The 17257-nt window shown below is 38.9% G+C and carries 13 protein-coding genes and 2 tRNA genes; 5 read left to right on the forward strand and 10 right to left on the reverse strand.

All coding sequences use genetic code 11. The features are described from left to right. Positions 1-199 precede the first annotated feature (199 nt). The 3 genes from xseB to dxs are packed head-to-tail and all read left to right on the forward strand — an operon-like array spanning position 200 to position 3227. Positions 200-439, forward strand: coding sequence for an exodeoxyribonuclease VII small subunit (gene xseB / locus ACLKL2_RS04745; protein WP_413694249.1), 240 nt, complete (start codon positions 200-202; stop codon positions 437-439). Between the two features lie 35 nt (positions 440-474). After that, positions 475-1365, forward strand: a complete 891-nt coding sequence (gene ispA / locus ACLKL2_RS04750) for a (2E,6E)-farnesyl diphosphate synthase (RefSeq protein WP_113819792.1) — start codon at positions 475-477, stop codon at positions 1363-1365. A gap of 2 nt (positions 1366-1367) precedes the next feature. After that, a complete protein-coding gene (gene dxs, locus ACLKL2_RS04755) occupies positions 1368-3227 on the forward strand; it encodes a 1-deoxy-D-xylulose-5-phosphate synthase (RefSeq protein ID WP_413693564.1) in 1860 nt (619 codons plus the stop codon). A gap of 107 nt (positions 3228-3334) precedes the next feature. On the opposite strand, the gene ACLKL2_RS04760 is transcribed toward dxs, so the two are convergent. The 7 genes from ACLKL2_RS04760 to ACLKL2_RS04790 form a co-directional block, all read right to left on the reverse strand. Beyond that, positions 3335-4597 (reverse strand): ABC transporter substrate-binding protein, encoded by a 1263-nt coding sequence (locus tag ACLKL2_RS04760; RefSeq protein ID WP_413693565.1) that lies wholly within the window; start codon positions 4595-4597, stop codon positions 3335-3337. Further along, entirely contained in the window at positions 4570-4878 is a 309-nt protein-coding gene (locus ACLKL2_RS04765; RefSeq protein WP_413693566.1) for a hypothetical protein, read from the reverse strand. Before ACLKL2_RS04765 ends, ACLKL2_RS04760 begins: the two co-directional genes overlap by 28 nt. 2 nt (positions 4879-4880) lie before the next feature. Beyond that, on the reverse strand, positions 4881-5399 hold the full coding sequence (locus tag ACLKL2_RS04770; protein ID WP_413693567.1) for a phosphatidylglycerophosphatase A family protein: 519 nt from the start codon (positions 5397-5399) through the stop codon (positions 4881-4883). Positions 5400-5411: 12 nt separating this feature from the next. After that, a complete protein-coding gene (gene thiL / locus ACLKL2_RS04775) occupies positions 5412-6458 on the reverse strand; it encodes a thiamine-phosphate kinase (protein WP_413693568.1) in 1047 nt (348 codons plus the stop codon). Then, positions 6455-7396: a 23S rRNA pseudouridine(2604) synthase RluF gene (gene rluF / locus ACLKL2_RS04780; protein WP_413693569.1), complete on the reverse strand. Its 942-nt coding sequence runs from the start codon at positions 7394-7396 to the stop codon at positions 6455-6457. Before rluF ends, thiL begins: the two co-directional genes overlap by 4 nt. A gap of 192 nt (positions 7397-7588) precedes the next feature. After that, a complete protein-coding gene (locus ACLKL2_RS04785; protein WP_413693570.1) occupies positions 7589-11140 on the reverse strand; it encodes an EAL domain-containing protein in 3552 nt (1183 codons plus the stop codon). 501 nt (positions 11141-11641) lie between these two features. Then, positions 11642-11727, reverse strand: a tRNA-Leu gene (locus ACLKL2_RS04790). A 432-nt stretch (positions 11728-12159) separates the two neighbouring features. Between ACLKL2_RS04790 and ACLKL2_RS04795 the strand changes: the two genes are divergently transcribed. Further along, entirely contained in the window at positions 12160-13782 is a 1623-nt protein-coding gene (locus ACLKL2_RS04795; protein WP_413694250.1) for a choice-of-anchor I family protein, read from the forward strand. 177 nt (positions 13783-13959) lie between these two features. Then, positions 13960-14035: transfer RNA gene (locus ACLKL2_RS04800), tRNA-Ala, on the forward strand. A 4-nt stretch (positions 14036-14039) separates the two neighbouring features. Here the strand turns inward: ACLKL2_RS04800 and tesB are convergent. The 3 genes from tesB to thrB all read right to left on the reverse strand — a co-directional run bounded on the left by tesB (position 14040) and on the right by thrB (position 17248). Beyond that, positions 14040-14954, reverse strand: a complete 915-nt coding sequence (tesB, locus tag ACLKL2_RS04805) for an acyl-CoA thioesterase II (RefSeq protein ID WP_113819784.1) — start codon at positions 14952-14954, stop codon at positions 14040-14042. A 63-nt stretch (positions 14955-15017) separates the two neighbouring features. Then, entirely contained in the window at positions 15018-16295 is a 1278-nt protein-coding gene (gene thrC, locus ACLKL2_RS04810) for a threonine synthase (RefSeq protein WP_413693571.1), read from the reverse strand. Then, positions 16292-17248 carry a homoserine kinase gene (gene thrB, locus ACLKL2_RS04815; protein ID WP_413693572.1) on the reverse strand — a complete coding sequence of 319 codons (957 nt, stop codon included), beginning with the start codon at positions 17246-17248 and terminating at the stop codon, positions 16292-16294. The genes thrC and thrB overlap by 4 nt, the downstream gene beginning before the upstream one ends. Positions 17249-17257 lie beyond the last annotated feature (9 nt).

Consider the following 17257-nt stretch of genomic DNA (forward strand, 5'->3'; position numbering starts at 1 on the left):
AAAATTTATTAGTTATCCAACATTTATTAGATAGTATAGCTATTTATAGTTAGTTTGTAGTCCAAATATAGATATTTAAAATCAAGATTATAATGAAGCCTCTAAACAGCTTACAAGTTCACTTTTTAGCAATTATTTGTATGCCTTAGTTTGACATCCTTATCAGTCACGGTAACCTTGCAGAAAATATAGAAAAGAGATCCCCCATGGCCTTAAAAAACCTGAAAATATGCAGTACGAAGAAGCAATTACAGAACTTGAGCAAATTGTTCTACATTTAGAGGCTGGTGATTTACCCCTTGAAGATGCATTAAAGCAATTTGAACGTGGCATCGCATTATCTCGCAGTAATAATCAGAAACTTCAGCATGCTCAACAACAAGTTAGCATCTTAATGCAAAATGATGTGCAAGCACCATTGCAATCATTTGAAGAATAATTTTTGCTTTACTTTTCTCATACTAAGTAGCCTACATGACACAATTAACTTCAACGATGAAGCAATTTCAGGCGCGTGTAAATACACAGCTTGAACAACATATTAACCATGCCACTAGTCCCGCGCCTGCTTTAAATGAAGCAATGACCTACGGTGCATTATTAGGTGGAAAACGCGTTCGCCCTTTTTTAGTTTATGCCGTCGGTAGCATGCTGGGTAGTAGACTTGAAACACTTGACCCTATCGCCTGCTCCATTGAATGTATTCACGCTTATTCATTAATTCATGATGATTTACCGGCGATGGATAACGATGCGTTAAGACGCGGGCACCCGACTTGCCATATCAAATATGATGAAGCCATGGCGATTCTTGCTGGTGATGGCTTACAAACTCTAGCCTTTGACATTTTATCCACGGAAATTGAGGGTGTAACAGCGCCAGCACAATTAAAAATGATTAACACTTTGGCTCGCGCCTCCGGTGAAAAAGGCATGTGTGCAGGCCAGGTCTTAGATATTGCTGCAGAAAATCGCGCCACTTCATTAGCTGAATTAGAAGCGATCCATAATGCTAAAACCGGTGCGTTGATTTTAGCCGCTGTGCAAATGGGCGCACTCACTAAGGTGGACATTACGCCCGCTGAGTTTGATCTATTAACCCGTTTTGCTCGCGCTATCGGTCTCGCTTTCCAAGTACAGGATGATATTTTAGATATTACCAGTGATACTGCAACTTTAGGCAAACCTCAAGGGTCTGACCAAGCATTGAATAAGTCAACTTACCCTGCTTTGCTAGGTTTAGAGGCAGCTCAACAAAAAGCCCAAGACTTATATCAAGAAGCGCTTCATGCTTTATCGCAATTACCTTATAATACTCAGTTACTCGAGTTGTTTTCTCATTACATCATTAAGCGTGACAAATAAATATGCCATTGGATTTAAGAAATTACCCGTTACTTGCAAATATTAATTACCCAGAAGATCTGCGTTTATTAAAAAAGAGGCAGTTACCTGCGTTATGTGAAGAGTTACGTCAATTTTTATTAACCAGTGTAAGTCAAAGCAGTGGTCATCTTGCATCAGGTTTAGGTGTAGTAGAATTAACAGTTGCTTTGCATTATGTTTACCACACCCCTTTTGATCATCTTATTTGGGATGTGGGTCATCAAGCCTACCCGCATAAAATACTCACTGGTCGTCGTGACCAAATGGAAAGTATCAGACAGTTTAAAGGTCTCCACCCTTTCCCATGGCGAGAAGAGAGTGAATACGACGTACTTAGTGTTGGCCATTCATCAACTTCAATTGGCGCAGCGCTTGGTTTAGCCATTGCAGCTGAAAAAGAGCAGAAAGGTCGTAAAGTCGTTGCCGTGATCGGAGATGGTGCAATAACTGCAGGTATGGCCTTTGAGGCGCTAAATCATGCAGGTGCATTAAACAATGACATGTTAGTGGTGCTTAATGACAATGAAATGTCCATTTCAGAAAACGTGGGTGCACTAAATAATCATTTAGCGAAAATACTCTCTGGTGATTTATATACTCAATTCCGTGAAGGCAGCAAAAAAGTACTGTCTAACATTCCGCCAATTAAAGAGTTAGCCAAGAAGACCGAAGAGCACTTAAAAGGCATGGTCTCACCTGGGACTATCTTTGAAGAGTTTGGTTTTAATTATATTGGCCCAATGGACGGACATAATGTGATAGATTTGGTGGATACCTTACGTAATATGCGTAATCACCCTGGTCCACAATTCCTGCATATTATGAGTAAAAAAGGTAAAGGCTATAAACAAGCTGAATTAGACCCTATTACTTATCATGCGGTACCTAAATTCACTCCAGATCAAGCTTTACCTACGCCTAAACCTTGTGCTCCAACCTTCTCAAAAATATTTGGGCAATGGTTAAACGATATGGCAGATAGTGATCCTAAATTAACTGCGATCACGCCTGCAATGCGTGAAGGCTCAGGTATGGTTGAGTTTTCTAAACGTCACCCAGATAAATACTATGATGTCGCCATTGCAGAGCAGCATGCTGTGACACTAGCGGCAGGCATGGCAATTGCGGAGTTAAACCCGATTGTAGCTATCTACTCTAGCTTTTTGCAACGTGGTTACGACCAACTTATTCATGATGTTGCGATTCAAAACCTAGGGGTTTTATTTGCAATTGATAGAGCAGGTATTGTCGGTGCAGATGGGCCTACACACCAAGGTGCTTACGATTTAAGTTTCCTACGTTGTGTGCCAAATATGACTGTCATGACACCGTCTGATGAGCAAGAATGCCGTAATATGCTTTATACCGGTCACTTACTCAACACCCCTGCTGCTGTTCGTTATCCAAGAGGAAGTGGTACTGGTGTGCCGATAGAAACACAAATGAGCGCACTGGAAATTGGTAAAGCCAAGTTAGTGAGAGAAGGTGAAGGTTTAGCTATTTTATGTTTTGGTACTTTCTTACAAGCAGCAATACCAGTGGCTGAAAAGTTAAATGCTACTTTAGTAGATATGCGCTTTGTAAAACCTTTAGACAAAGCCTTATTAACACAACTAGCAAGCAGTCATACACAGGTAGTCACTATTGAAGAAAACAGTATTGCTGGCGGTGCAGGATCGGCAGTGAATGAGTTTTTACTCAGTCAAAAATTCAACGGGCAACTGTTAAATCTAGGTTTACCAGATACCTTTATTGAACAAGGAACACAGGCTGAAATTTATCAAATGTTAAAATTAGATAGCGCAGGGATTGAAGAGCAAATCAACGCATTCTTTTCATAATTACTTTATTACCATTCAATGAATGGTTTTAAAACGATAAAAAAGCAGGTTTACCTGCTTTTTTTGTGTCTATTTTTTAACAATAACCAAAAGATGCTCTGCAATATTTACTTTTCTTTTTTACTCGATATTTCTAGCTGCTTTTTAATCTTAAACAATGACCAATAAGGTATGCCATTACTAGAGAAAATCTCTTGCAGATTAAACTTATCATTTTGCGCCCAAATTTTGTCTTGATAAAATAGTGGAATCACCCAGTTATTTTGTTGTAGCGATTTAAAGTAACCGGCCTGTGATTTGAAGTTATTACTCAAGCCCTGCTGTTTAAATTTATCCTGGAGATAATCAGCTAGGTCACTGTCTAAAAATAGATTCTCAAACATATTATCACGACTCATTAAGCGCGTTTCCCAAGTGGAAACAGTAAAGTCGTAATACAAGTTAGTATTTCGCCAAATATCATCAGAATCTATCTCTTGAACCACGACTGTAATGCCAATTCGCTTGAGCATTTTAGTTAACGCTTCAGCCACTTTTTTGGTATTGCCCAAATCATCTAACTTTACTAACAGTGACATGGTTTTAGGTATATCCATGGTACTGATTAAGGCTTTAGCTTTATCCAAGTCATACTCAGGCATGATCTCTTTACTGCTATTATCTTTACCACCCATTAAGGTGTTGTCTGCTAATGACATCACAGATGGGTGTACTTGACCATTATCTTTAAGAATATACTTAAGCATGCCCTGTTGATTAATCGCCAGATGAATGGCTTTACGGGCTTTTTCATTTTCTAAAATGGGCGATAACTTATCATTAATGGTTAAGAAGATAACATCCGAAGATGGCACTTTGACTAAGTTTTTTACCGTATTCTCTTCAAGGTCTGCAGCGGTCTCATTAGGCACACCATAACTCACTTGCACATCATCAGCTAACAGTGCAAATAGTCTCGATTGTGGTTTATTAATGCGCATAAAGCGGAAGAATTTAATCTCCGGTTCGCTATCCCAATAATGAGGATTTGCCACTACAACAATACCTAACATCGGATTGTATTGCTGTATCAAATAGGGTCCAGTTCCCGAGATGGGTAAGGTTTTAACCGGTGGTAATATAATCGAAGGAGACGTATCTAACAGGTTGGCATGACTTTGGTAGAAGGTTGAATCCAATACAAATAAGTTAGTTAAATGATCTAATAATTGAATATCCGTTAAACTAGAGCGAATATCGAAACTAAACTGCTGGGTTGCTTTCACCCACTCTAACTTGCTTAAAAAACTAGTATCTGATTGTCGCTTTGCTTGCTCAAAAGACCAAATCACATCTTTAGAGGTTAATAAATTTCCCGTATGAAAATGCACATTTTCTCGTAGAAAAAACGCACCGTATTTTTATCTAAACGTTCCCAATGATCGACTAAGCGCCCTTGTAGATTTTTGTGATCATCCCATCGAAATAAAGGGTCAAACAAAAGGTGCTTAAATTGCAGGCTCATTAAAGAATCATCGGCAAACGGATTAAATGAAACCGGCGTTTTATCAATGGCGACGGTAATCGCTTGAGGGTTAAAAACGTTTTGGCTTTGCGCCAAGCTGCCTACCGAGTAGAGCATTGAGGCCATCAAAATCCAACGTAATAACATATTTACCCCCAATAATGCATGATCAAAAATAAGCCTATTGCCGCAAATATACCTGCCACAATATCATCTATCATAATCCCAAAACCGCCTGCTACTTTTTTATCTAACCAGCTGATCGGATAAGGTTTGAGTACATCAAAAAATCTAAATAAAATAAATCCAATGACAATCCAAACGAATGGTATATCTAAACTACTATTAACGTCAGGATACATCAATAACACCGGAAACATAGTGATCCAATAACCGACAAATTCATCCCAAACTATCGCTTTATGATCATGCACTCCCATCGCGCGACTGGTTACTTCACAAAACCAAAAACCGGCTAAGCTAGTAACAATTAAGATCACCAAGTAGGATTCAATATTAAGTATTGCCAATAGATAAAATAATGGCACTGCCGCTAAGGTACCAAATGTACCAGGTGCTTGTGGTACAAGACCACTACCAAAGCCGATAGCGGCAAGATGCATTGGATTAGAAAGTTTTAAGCCGTTTAAATCATCACGATTTAACATGATTATGTTACCTTATTTAAAATGATCCCAACCAGTATTGTCTAATACTACGGGTTGTTGTTGATGAGTGAATGAGATTGCTTGTTGAGTCATTAAATGCCTAGTATTACCAGTTGATTGAGATGACGCTGTAGATAAAGGGGTTATTTTGCCAATCTCAAAACAAGCTAATGCGTGTTGTTGCGAATGGCCCGCTAAATGCGCTTTGAATGCTGATAACTTATGTTCAGGAATAGTAAACAATAACTCATAGTCATCCCCACCACTTAATGCATATTTCCACGCTTGAGACTGACTTATATTACCCAGTTTTACTTCCTGTTGCATTGCGGCTGAAAGCGGTAGTTTTTCCAATTCAATTTGCGCATGGCATTGTGATTTATTCAAAATATGGGTCAAGTCTTGACTTAAGCCATCGGAGATATCAATACAAGCCGTTGCATAACTCGCTAATTGTTGAGCAAGTGTCAAACGAGGTTCAGTTAACTCCAGCGCATCAATAAAAGCTTGTTTATTCTGCAAAGAATTTCCTTCATCTGCTAATAGTTTAACCGCTAGGCCTAAGCCACCGTCACCTAATGCGCCACTCACGCAAATCAGATCACCTGCCTGAGCACCTTGTCGTGTTAAGGCTTTACCTTTTTTAACCAAACCTTTCGCAGAAACCGTAATCGATAATGGGCCCTTCGTGGTATCACCACCAATCAATTGCACCTTGTACTTATCCGCTAATGCAAAAAAACCACGACAAAATTCACTTAACCATGTTTTATTAACACTAGGTAAGGTGATCGCCAAAGATACCCATTTAGCCTCTGCACCCATCGCTGCGATGTCACTTAAGTTGACCGCCAAGGACTTATACCCTAAACGATAGGGATCAACATCTTCAAAAAAGTGTACACCTGACACTAAACTGTCTGTGGTGACCGCTAATTGTGAGCCTGCTGGGATATCCAAAATAGCGCAATCATCACCAATGCCAATGCTGACACCTTGATCCCCTTTTATTGGACGCTCAAAGTACTGCTTAATGATATCAAACTCGCCTTGGCTCATTTTCTTTTTAACGACAGTGTAGGTTTATTTTTTGTAGTGTTTGTCTTGGTTGTTTTCTTAGCATTATTAACAAACACTTTTTTAGTTTTAGGCGCTGATTTATCAAACCGTTTACCGCGATTATCTGCCGACGGCTTATTTCGTGCTATTTTAGCACTATTAGCTTGGTCAGTAGATTGTTGTTTTGGTTGCGCTGTATTCACAGCGGTTTTAGAGGAGCCTGCAACCGCGGTATTAATTTCTGCCATCTCTTGTTCAGACAGATTACGCCATTGACCCGCTTTTAGGTTTTTTAAAGTCACATTCATGATGCGAGTACGTTGTAAACGTGTCACTTCATACCCCAAGTATTCACACATACGGCGAATTTGGCGGTTTAAACCTTGGGTTAAAATAATGGTAAATACAAAGCGGCTTTCTACTTTTACAATACACGGTTTGGTAATTGTGTCTAAAATAGGTACACCGCGCTGCATGCGATCAACAAAACGTTCACTCAGTGGTTGGTCAACCGTCACACGATACTCTTTATCATGAGCATTCTCAGCACGTAGGATTTTATTAACTATGTCACCATCACTGGTTAAAAATATTAACCCTTCTGAAGGTTTGTCTAATCGCCCAATAGGAAAGATACGTTCTTTATGTTTAATTGCATCGATGATATTGCCATAAACATTACGCTCAGTAGTACAGGTAATGCCAACTGGTTTGTTATAAGCGATGTAAACACGGTCTGATTTATTATCAGCAATCTTACTAATACGTTTACCATCTACAACAACAGTATCACCAGGTTGTACTTTAGTACCTAATTCTGGCACTACACCATTAATTTTGACTCTGTTTTGCTCTATTAATTTGTCTGCTTCACGTCGAGAACAATACCCCGAATCACTGATAAATTTATTAAGACGTTTTTCGGTATCTTGACTCACGGTAAACCCCAATGCTATTAATTAATCACGCTTTAAGCGCCGTATTAAAGCATAATCAGGAAGTTAACGGAAATGAAATGAGCGGATATAATCGCTAGCAAACCTAATATTAGTAGGCTGATAGCGATTTTTTAATCAAGAGATTAGATTATGGCATTTTTGCTTTGTATAACTAACGATGCAAAGCTCCCTCTATACAGTTTCAACGGTTTCTTTTTTACTATCATGAAGTTCGCCAGGGGTAATATCGGACCAGCTAATATCCGGTTTCCAACTTTTCGCCCAAGGTAACACCTCATTAGCAGGCATTGGGCGTGCTATTCCATACCCCTGAGCATGGCAGCAGCCTAAACGTAATAATGCAGCACCATGTGCTAACGTTTCTACTCCTTCTGCAATCACATCTCTTTGGAACGCTTTTGATAATCCCATCACCCCTTCGACAATCGATAAATCATCAGGATCATCTAACATTCCCAGGATAAAGCTTTGATCAATTTTAATTAACTCAACGGGTAAACGTTTTAAATAGGTTAATGAGCAATAACCTGTACCAAAGTCATCCAAAGCAAACCCCACACCTAGCTCGGTACAGGCTTGCATGATCTTAGCAACATCTTCAATATCCTGTAATTCGCTGGTTTCCAGTACCTCTAATTGCAAGAAATGAGGAGGGACATTCGGCTGAGCTTGTAATAATTCACCTAAGCGTTCGGCAAAGTTTTTTTGCTGTAGCTGTTGCGCATCGATATTAACACTGACAATGATATCAACGCCTTGCTCACGCCAACTGGCTATTTGTGCTAATGCGGTGATGATCACCCATTCACCTAACTCAATGTTTAACTGATGTCTATTAATGATGGGTAAGAAAGCGATTGGGGCTAATAAACCACGTTCTGGATGCTGCCAACGGATTAACGCTTCAGCACCAACTAATTCGCCTGTTTTCATATTTACTTTTGGTTGGTAATACAGAACAAACTCATTATTTTGTAAACCTTTCCCGACACGAACTAACTTCTCATGGTGACTTTTCAGTGCAATATCTTGCTCCATATCAAACAGGTAATATCGATTTTTACCCTCTTGTTTCGCACAATACATAGCTTGATCCGCATGACGTAATAATTGATCTGCACTTACCCCATCATGTGGGTAAAATGTCACCCCCATACTCGCCGATACTTTTAAAGCGTGCTCTTCAACTATGACTGGTTTTCTTATAGCAGCTAACATCCCTTCTAACAGCGACTCACAATTCTCTTCTTTTTCTAAATTAGCAAATACCGCTACAAACTCATCACCACCAAAACGCGCTAACGTATCACCATTACGTAAACTACCTTGGATTAACTTCGCCGCTTTGACCAATAACTCATCACCCACGTCATGGCCATAGGTGTCATTAACTACTTTAAAACCATCTAAATCTAAAAATACTACGGCTAAGAATTTATCATTTACATCACAATTTAACATGGCTTGTTTTAAGCGATCAGCAAGTAAACTACGATTTGGTAAACCAGTTAACACATCATAATGTGCAATATGCTCTAAGCGTTTTTGTTGTTCTTTAAGATCTGTAATATCTGTGTATAAGGAGATATAGTTTTTCACTTTATTTGAGCGGTCATAGACAGTACTAACGGTTAATAATTGTGGGATAATTGCCCCACTTTTATGTTGATTCCAAATCTCACCTGACCAAAACCCTTTTGTAGAGATGCTATCCCACATCCCTTGATAAAAGTGCTTATCATGTAGCCCTGATTTTAGAATGTTATTACGCAGTCCGACTACCTCTTGTTTCTTATAACCACTTAAGGTGGTGAACGCTTCATTGACATCAATAATATGATTATGTACATCAGAAATAACAATGGCTTCCTTAGCATGGGTAAACACACCTGCAGCCAATCTTAGCTCGTCTTCGTTACCTCTTCTTTCAGTAATATCAGTACCAATTGAGTAGATAAATTTCTCATCCATGGAGGCAATAGATGACCAGTCTATGGTTCTAAACTCACCACTCTTTGTTACATAGCGATTTTCAAAAGCAACGATTTCTCCACCTTGGCTGATACGTTCAATCTCATATAAAGTCTTTTCACGGTCATCAGGGTGTATTTTATCGAGAATAAAACAATCCATTAGCTCCTCTGACGAGTAGCCCAAAATATTAGCCCAGCCATTATTTACCTTTTTCACATAACCATCAAAATCAAGAATAAGGTGCAATGTCATTGGTAATTTAAAAAACTTATCCAAGGTATCTTGGTTACGTTTATCTTCAGTGACGTCTTTGATTAAGGTTGCGATCTCCTCGATTTCATTATTATTGTCTTGAATTAAGGTGTTATACCAATTACAAAAAATGACTTCGCCTGTTTTAGTGACATTCTCGGCGCTAAAAAATGTGCCTCCTTTATTTTGTAATAACAATGCATAATGCTCAGCAAATTCATCTCTTAATTCTGGAGCCACAATTAGCGTCATAATATGAGTGCCTAATGCTTCATAAGCTGAATAGCCAAATATAATTTCTGCTGCTCTATTCCATTCCGTACAGATAAAATCAGTATTCCAACCTATTGCACCTAATGGCGTGTTTTGTAAATGTCGAGACAACTTTTCTTCACTTTGCTTCAGGAAAAACTGACTAATTTTTAACTGTTGCTCGGTATCTAAACGAGTACTTGCCATTTTGCTAAACTGTTGTTGTAAGTCAATCAGCTCAGTGGCGCCGGTTAGGGCACTTAGATCATCCTTATGCCCTAATGCTAATTGTTGTGTCGACGTTTTTAATGCGTTAAGCGGTCTTAATACACTCCTATTAATCGCCACAATAGATAATACAATACATAGGATGATAAAGAATAAAATAGTAGAGAAGATTTTGAACAAGCGGTTATCAATAGTCTGTAATGCTTCTGAAAATGGGATACCGATGATCATTTTAACTGGCGTATCGCCTTCAACATTCATTAAATTTCTACTGACAAAAATTCTTAAATGTCCTTGATTATCTTCTAACATAGATGTCTGCTCACTCGCACTGGCTCCAAAAAAGTGTTGAATGGAACCGATAGCGACACCTAATAGATTTTTTTGTGTTGGGTAAGTTGCAATAATATTATCTTCATGGTCAGTAATATAAGCGACGGCATTTTCTGGTAAATTTGCATGCGCTAATTGTTGACTCCACCAGTCTAAAGAGACAGCTGCCACAGCAACCCCTTTCACTATATTCTCTTGATCAACAATGGGATACGCAAAATTTATAGTAGTCGTATTCGCAGCACGATCGACCTGAAATCTACCAACGGAAAAAGCACCAGTAGCAATGGCTTGTTTAATATAAGGTCGATCAGCAACGTTAACAGACGTTTCTAAGGGCAATGCAGTACAGGTTAACTCCCCTTTGCTATTAGGAGCCCCGAGGTTCACATAGTAATCGGTTAAATGGTGTAAGTTAGCGAGAAACTCACTACATTGCGCAGTGTCCGGAGAGAGTAAAACAGTATAATTTGATAAACGTTTAAGGAAGCTTTCGGTCTTTTGTAATATTTTTTCTTGTTCAGCAGTAATGTTATCGGCAATGGCCACCGCACTTAACCGAGCAGTATCTATTGCAGTGTTACGCTGTGAGGCAGCTTGAACAAAAATAGCGACAACGCCAGGCAAGGTCACCAAGAAGACCAAAAATAATAATCGAGATTTTAATGTCTGGAAATATTCCATTATTTATATAAATCCTTTCGCTTTGTTACTGCCCAGATCGATGATACTCATCAATTATGCCTAATATCAGTAAATCACTACGTTTTAGAAATAACCTTAACCAAACTGCCCCCCTACTACCACTCCAACAAGATCAAAAAACTGCCTAATAAGATCAATAAATCCAATTAACAATATATTCGGAAAGTAACTAAAAACGGAGCTGTTTAAAATTTTTCTACTTCGATTAAGATCACTGTGCTGTAATTTTAGACAAAATTACTAAATATGACATATAGAAATCATATTTTATTAATGATAAAGCATTGAAATCAAATTTAACTGATTAGAACCAAAAGGTCTATAAAACAATATTCTAAGTGAGTCATTGATTATAAATAATGTGAAATTGAAAAATTGATGCTTACGTTGTTTAAAAGCGAGAAAGTAAAAGTAATAGCAAAATAAGGACAAATAAGAGGCAAAAAAAAGCTTCGCGATTGCGAAGCTTTTTCTTAGAATTGGTGCCTGGAGCCAGACTTGAACTGGCACGCCTATTAAGCGACGGATTTTAAATCCGTTGTGTCTACCGATTTCACCACCCAGGCGTTGCTTTGAAAGTGTTCTCAAGCAAGTGAGGCGTATTATAGAGAAGTTACGGCTAAGCACAACCCCTAAACGGTAATAAAAACGAAATAATTAACTGACCGCTTACATTTTCAACATATTGATATTAAAAGAACAATTATTGTTTCATATTTAGACATATGGAGATAAACCTGGTGTGTTCTAGACTTTTTTACCCGCCCCGACTAAAACGATTTAAAACAAAATAATAAAACTGTCATACATTAGCCCCATATTATTAGTTAGACACTGACTACTTAGAGAAGCACCATGAAATATAATGTAATTACTTCCGTTATTCTTTGCTCCACCCTGTTAAGCCACACAAGTATTGCTGAACAAAAACATCATCGATTAAATTAGTCGAGGCTGGCCGATATCACGCTAATATCTTTGATCAAAGCGCAGCAGAGATTGTTAGCTTTGATAAAAAAACACAACAAACCTTTGTTGTGAATGCTCAATCTGGGCAAATAGATGTGATAAATAGCCAAGATATTGATCGCCCTCTCTTAGCTAAACACCTAAACGTAAAAGCAGATATTAAACAACATCTCAAAGCACAAGCTGGCGCAGCCAATAGTGTCGCTGTTTATGATGGGTTATTAGCAGTGGCTATTGAAGCAAAAAATAAAACCGATAAAGGCTGGGTTGCATTTTATAACACACAAGACCTTAGCTTTATTTCAGCACAAGTCTTAGGTGCTTTACCTGATATGGTGACTTTTACCCCCAATGGTAAACAACTGCTTGTTGCGCTTGAAGGCGAACCTAGTGAGAAAAACTATGCCATTGACCCTGAAGGCGAAGTTGCGATAATCGATATTGATTGGCACAACCAAGGGTTAATCACAACAACACAATTGCTCAACTTTAGCGCCTTTAATCGAGGAGCTAGTCGCCATAATACCTTACCTCAAGGTGTATTATTTAATGGTTATCAAGCAACGGTTTCACAAGACCTAGAGCCTGAATATATCGCTGTTAATGAAGACAGTACAAAGGCCTATATTGCCCTGCAAGAAAACAACGCAATCGCCATTATTGACCTTAAACAGAAACGTATTGAAAGAATAGTCGCCCTAGGTTTGAAAGATCATCTATTAGCGGGCAATGAACTAGACGGAAACGATAAAGATAAAAAAGCATTATTAACTAACCAAGCCTTACTGGGTATGTATCAACCAGACTCTATAGCAACAGCCCGTATTAATGGTATTGATTACCTTCTTACAGCCAATGAAGGTGATGACCGCAGCGATTGGGTAAGTGGTTTATCACAAGCGGAATGTGAACAAGGCCATTTGTATTACCACTTAGAAGATCAAAGTTGTGCCGATGATATTAAATTAAAAGATGCATTTTCTAGTGATGTTTATCAACCTAAATTATCTAGCTCGCAGTTAGACCTAACTCATTTTGCCAAGGGTGGATCATTAGCCAATACAGTTAACCGAATTAAATTCTCACATTCAATGACGCTTAAGTACGGTGACTTAGATGGGGATGGCAAAGTAGATCGTCTATTAACCTTTGGTGGCCGTTCTTTCTCTATTTGGGATATGGATAGCAATACAATGGTATTTGACTCAGGCAGTGATTTTGAACGTATTACCGCAGAGAAATACGGCAATCAGTTTAATCAGAGCCACAGTAAATTGAAAGCCGAAGATCGAAGTGCTAAAAAAGGCCCAGAGCCAGAAGCATTAACCGTTGCCACCATAAATAACAAAACCTATGCTTTTATTGGTTTAGAAAGAATGGGTGGCATTATGGTGTATGACATTAGCCAACCAAACCAAGCTAAGTTTATCCAGTATCTTAATAGTCGAGATATGTCTGTTGATCCAAAAGACAATAAGAAAAATAAAAATGAGCAAGGATTTGCAACCTACCAAGTAGATGCGGGGGATTTAGGACCTGAAGGGTTCAAATTCGTTGATGCTAAAGCGAGCCCAACTGGCACACCTATCTTAATTGTTGGTAATGAAGTAAGCGGCACAACACGCTTTTACCGTATAGAAAGCAAACAATAAAACTAAGAAGCAGCCAAAACTGTACAATATTCAACCAAAAATAGGTGTAGCACATTGATTTATAGCCCTTATTTAAATAAAACTATTGTGCTACGTCATTCATTTAACGTATGATGTGGACAACAGATAATACTACTTTAGTTTTATCTGTTTTGGTTTTACCTGCTTTTATTTAGTGGGGCTATAGCTCAGCTGGGAGAGCGCGACGCTGGCAGCGTTGAGGTCTGCGGTTCGATCCCGCATAGCTCCACCATTTTTTAAGACCCCTTCGAAGCAGCCATTTCTACAGGAACCTTAATCACTGGTTTTGCCTTTCGGTGCTGACGTATCAACCCCTCTTGCACACTAGACGCGACTAATTTACCTTCACGGGTAAAGAACTGTCCTTTTACTAAACCACGACCATCTGAAGCGACAGAACTTTCCACTGCATATAATAACCACTCGTCTAAACGAAAATCATGATGGAACCACATTGAATGATCAATGGTCACCACCTGCATTGTTTCATCTAAAAACGACACACCGTGCGGCTGTAATGCAGTGGGCAAAAAGTTAAAGTCTGATGCATAAGCAAGCAGGTAACGATGTACACGTAAATCATCTGGCATACGGCCATTGGCTTTAAACCAAACTAAGCGTTTAGGTGGCTCAATATCAGGCTCAACAGGATTTACTAAGGTAACAGGACGCATCTCAATGGGTTTTTCTGCTACTAATTTATCGCGGATAAAAGCGGGTAACATATCGGAATGCAGTAGAGCCATCTCTTGCTCTGAAATAAGATCTTCCGGCGCAGGTGCATCAGGCATTTCATCTTGATGTTCAAAGCCTTTTTCAGTGGCTTTAAAAGAAGCAGTCATATAAAAAATAGGCTTACCATTTTGGACTGCTTTAATACGCCTTGCAGACAGTGATTTACCGTCACGAATTCTTTCTACGTCATACACAATCGCTTGGTCTGTTTTACCAGGACGTAAAAAATAAGAATGAAAAGAATGGACTTGTTGATCAGTTTGTACCGTTTCTTTCGCAGCTGAAATTGCTTGGCCCATCACCTGGCCACCAAATACAGCGCCATAACCTAAGTCTTGGCTTTGTCCACGATATAAGTTTTCTTCTAGTTTTTCTAAACTTAACTGACCTAATAGATCGTTTAATACCTTACCCATATTTTACTCCCAAAAAAGGGCGTGTAATACGCCCTAATTTAATACTAAAAAGGTTAGTTCATTCTACAAAGACATTAACAATTCACGTACTTTAGCAAAATCAACCGGGAACTCTTTTGATAATAATGGTAAATCTGCACGAGATGCTAAGGCTTCTGGAATGAAGATATCACGGCCTAGAATCTCTTCTACGCTCTCTTTGAATTTAGCTGGGTGAGCAGTACATAAGAATAAACCTGTTTCACCTTCTTGCAGTTGTGCAGCTAGTTCATGGTATGCAATCGCACCATGCGGTTCACATTCATAACCTAGCTTATCCATTGCGATCAATGTTTTCTTCGTTTCTTCGTCAGATAACTTACCGTAACCTAATTCAGCTAAAGACCACCCTTTCACTTTGAATAACTCTTCAATACGTGGCCAGTTATTTGGTGCGCTCACGTCCATTGCATTGGATAAAGTTGCAACGGTTTTCTTCGGTGCCCATGTGCCCTCTTTCAAGTAACGTGGCACGGTATCGTTTTCATTTGTCGCAGCAATAAAACGTTTAATCGGTAAACCTAATGCTTTAGCTAATAAACCAGCCGTTAAATCACCGAAGTTACCACTTGGCACAGAGACCACTAAGTTTTCACGTTGTTGTGCATCTAATTGTGCAAAGGCTTCAAAGTAGTAACAAATTTGCGCTAATAAACGACTGATGTTAATCGAGTTAGCAGAGTTTAAGCCTACTGCTTGTTTTAACTCTTGATCATCAAATGCTTGTTTAACCATTGCCTGACAATCATCAAAATCACCTTCAATAGCAACAGTAGAGATGTTACCACCTAGTGTACAAAATAGTTTCTCTTGTAATGGGCTGATTTTTCCTTTTGGATACAGGATAACTACGTTGATGTTTTCCATGCCATAGAAAGCATGTGCAACGGCCGCACCTGTGTCACCAGAAGTTGCGGTCAAGATAGTAATTTTACCATCATCTTTAAACGACGCTAAACATTGCGCCATAAAACGACCACCAAAGTCTTTAAACGCAAGCGTTGGGCCGTGGAACAACTCTAATGCACTGATATTATCAGTTACTTTTTTTACTGGTGCAGGAAAAGTAAATGCGTTAGCAACAATACTGTGCACTGTTTCTTTGCTTAGTTCATCACCAATTAAGTGTGATAATACTTCAGTTGAACGATCCACTAAGTTCATTTCTAATAGTGCATCGATATTATCTAATGGTGCAATAGTGTCAGGAAAGAATAAGCCTTGGCCACGTCCTAGTCCTTGTTTTACAGCTTGTTGGAAGCTGACTTGTTCACTGTTGTCTTTGATGTTGTATAAATTCATAACTCTTTTCCTAACACGCGCGCACCTTGTTCATCAAGGTGGCAAATATGACAAAAACCGTCTTCATTTTGAATAAAGTTTTCTGTTAACCAATTCTTTAATAATTCAGCCTGTGCTAAATCAGCCATCACTGCAAATACCGTTGGGCCTGAACCTGAAATACCCATCGCCAGTGCACCACTTTGTTTTGCAAAAACACGTGCAGCATCAAAACCTGGGATCAATTGTGAACGATACGGTTCAGCAATAACATCGTTCAGCATAGTTGCTGCTAATGCTGGTTGATCACTATGACATGCATGAACAAAGGCACCTAAACGACGGCCGTAAGTTAACGCATCTGATAAACGGTATTGTGATGGTAAAATATCACGTGCAGCCGAGGTTGAAATAGCAATCCCTGGATAAGCTACAACCCAATACCACTCTTTAAATGAAGGAATTTTTTGGCTGATTTCACCACCTTCATTAATCATTAACTGCATACCGCCTAAGTAACAAGGCGCCACATTATCATAATGCACACTGCCGCTGATTTTACCTTCCATATCACCCATTATGCTAAGCATAGTATGCTCATCTAACAGGTAATCATGCCATGCGTTTAATGCTTCTAATGCTGCTACAATAGAGCTTGAACTAGATCCTAAACCACTGCCTACAGGTAAGTTTTTTTCTAGCGTTAGCGACACTGGTAAAATCTCTTTATTCATTTTTGTTAGTGCAGCTTGGTAAGCTAAATAACAATCATAAACAATATTACTTTTATAGTCTTCTGGTAACTTATGTGAATACGGACCTACACATTGCAGTGAGAATCCGTAATCACCTTTAGTAATTTTAACGCGATCACCTAATGGTGCGCCGTCAATAGGAGTCAATGCCCCACCTAATACGTCAAATCCTACACTCACGTTCGCTGTTGAAGCGGGAGCGTAAACAACAATAGACATTTTAAAACC

The organism is Psychromonas sp. KJ10-2 (assembly GCF_047323255.1).
GTDB lineage: Bacteria > Pseudomonadota > Gammaproteobacteria > Enterobacterales > Psychromonadaceae > Psychromonas.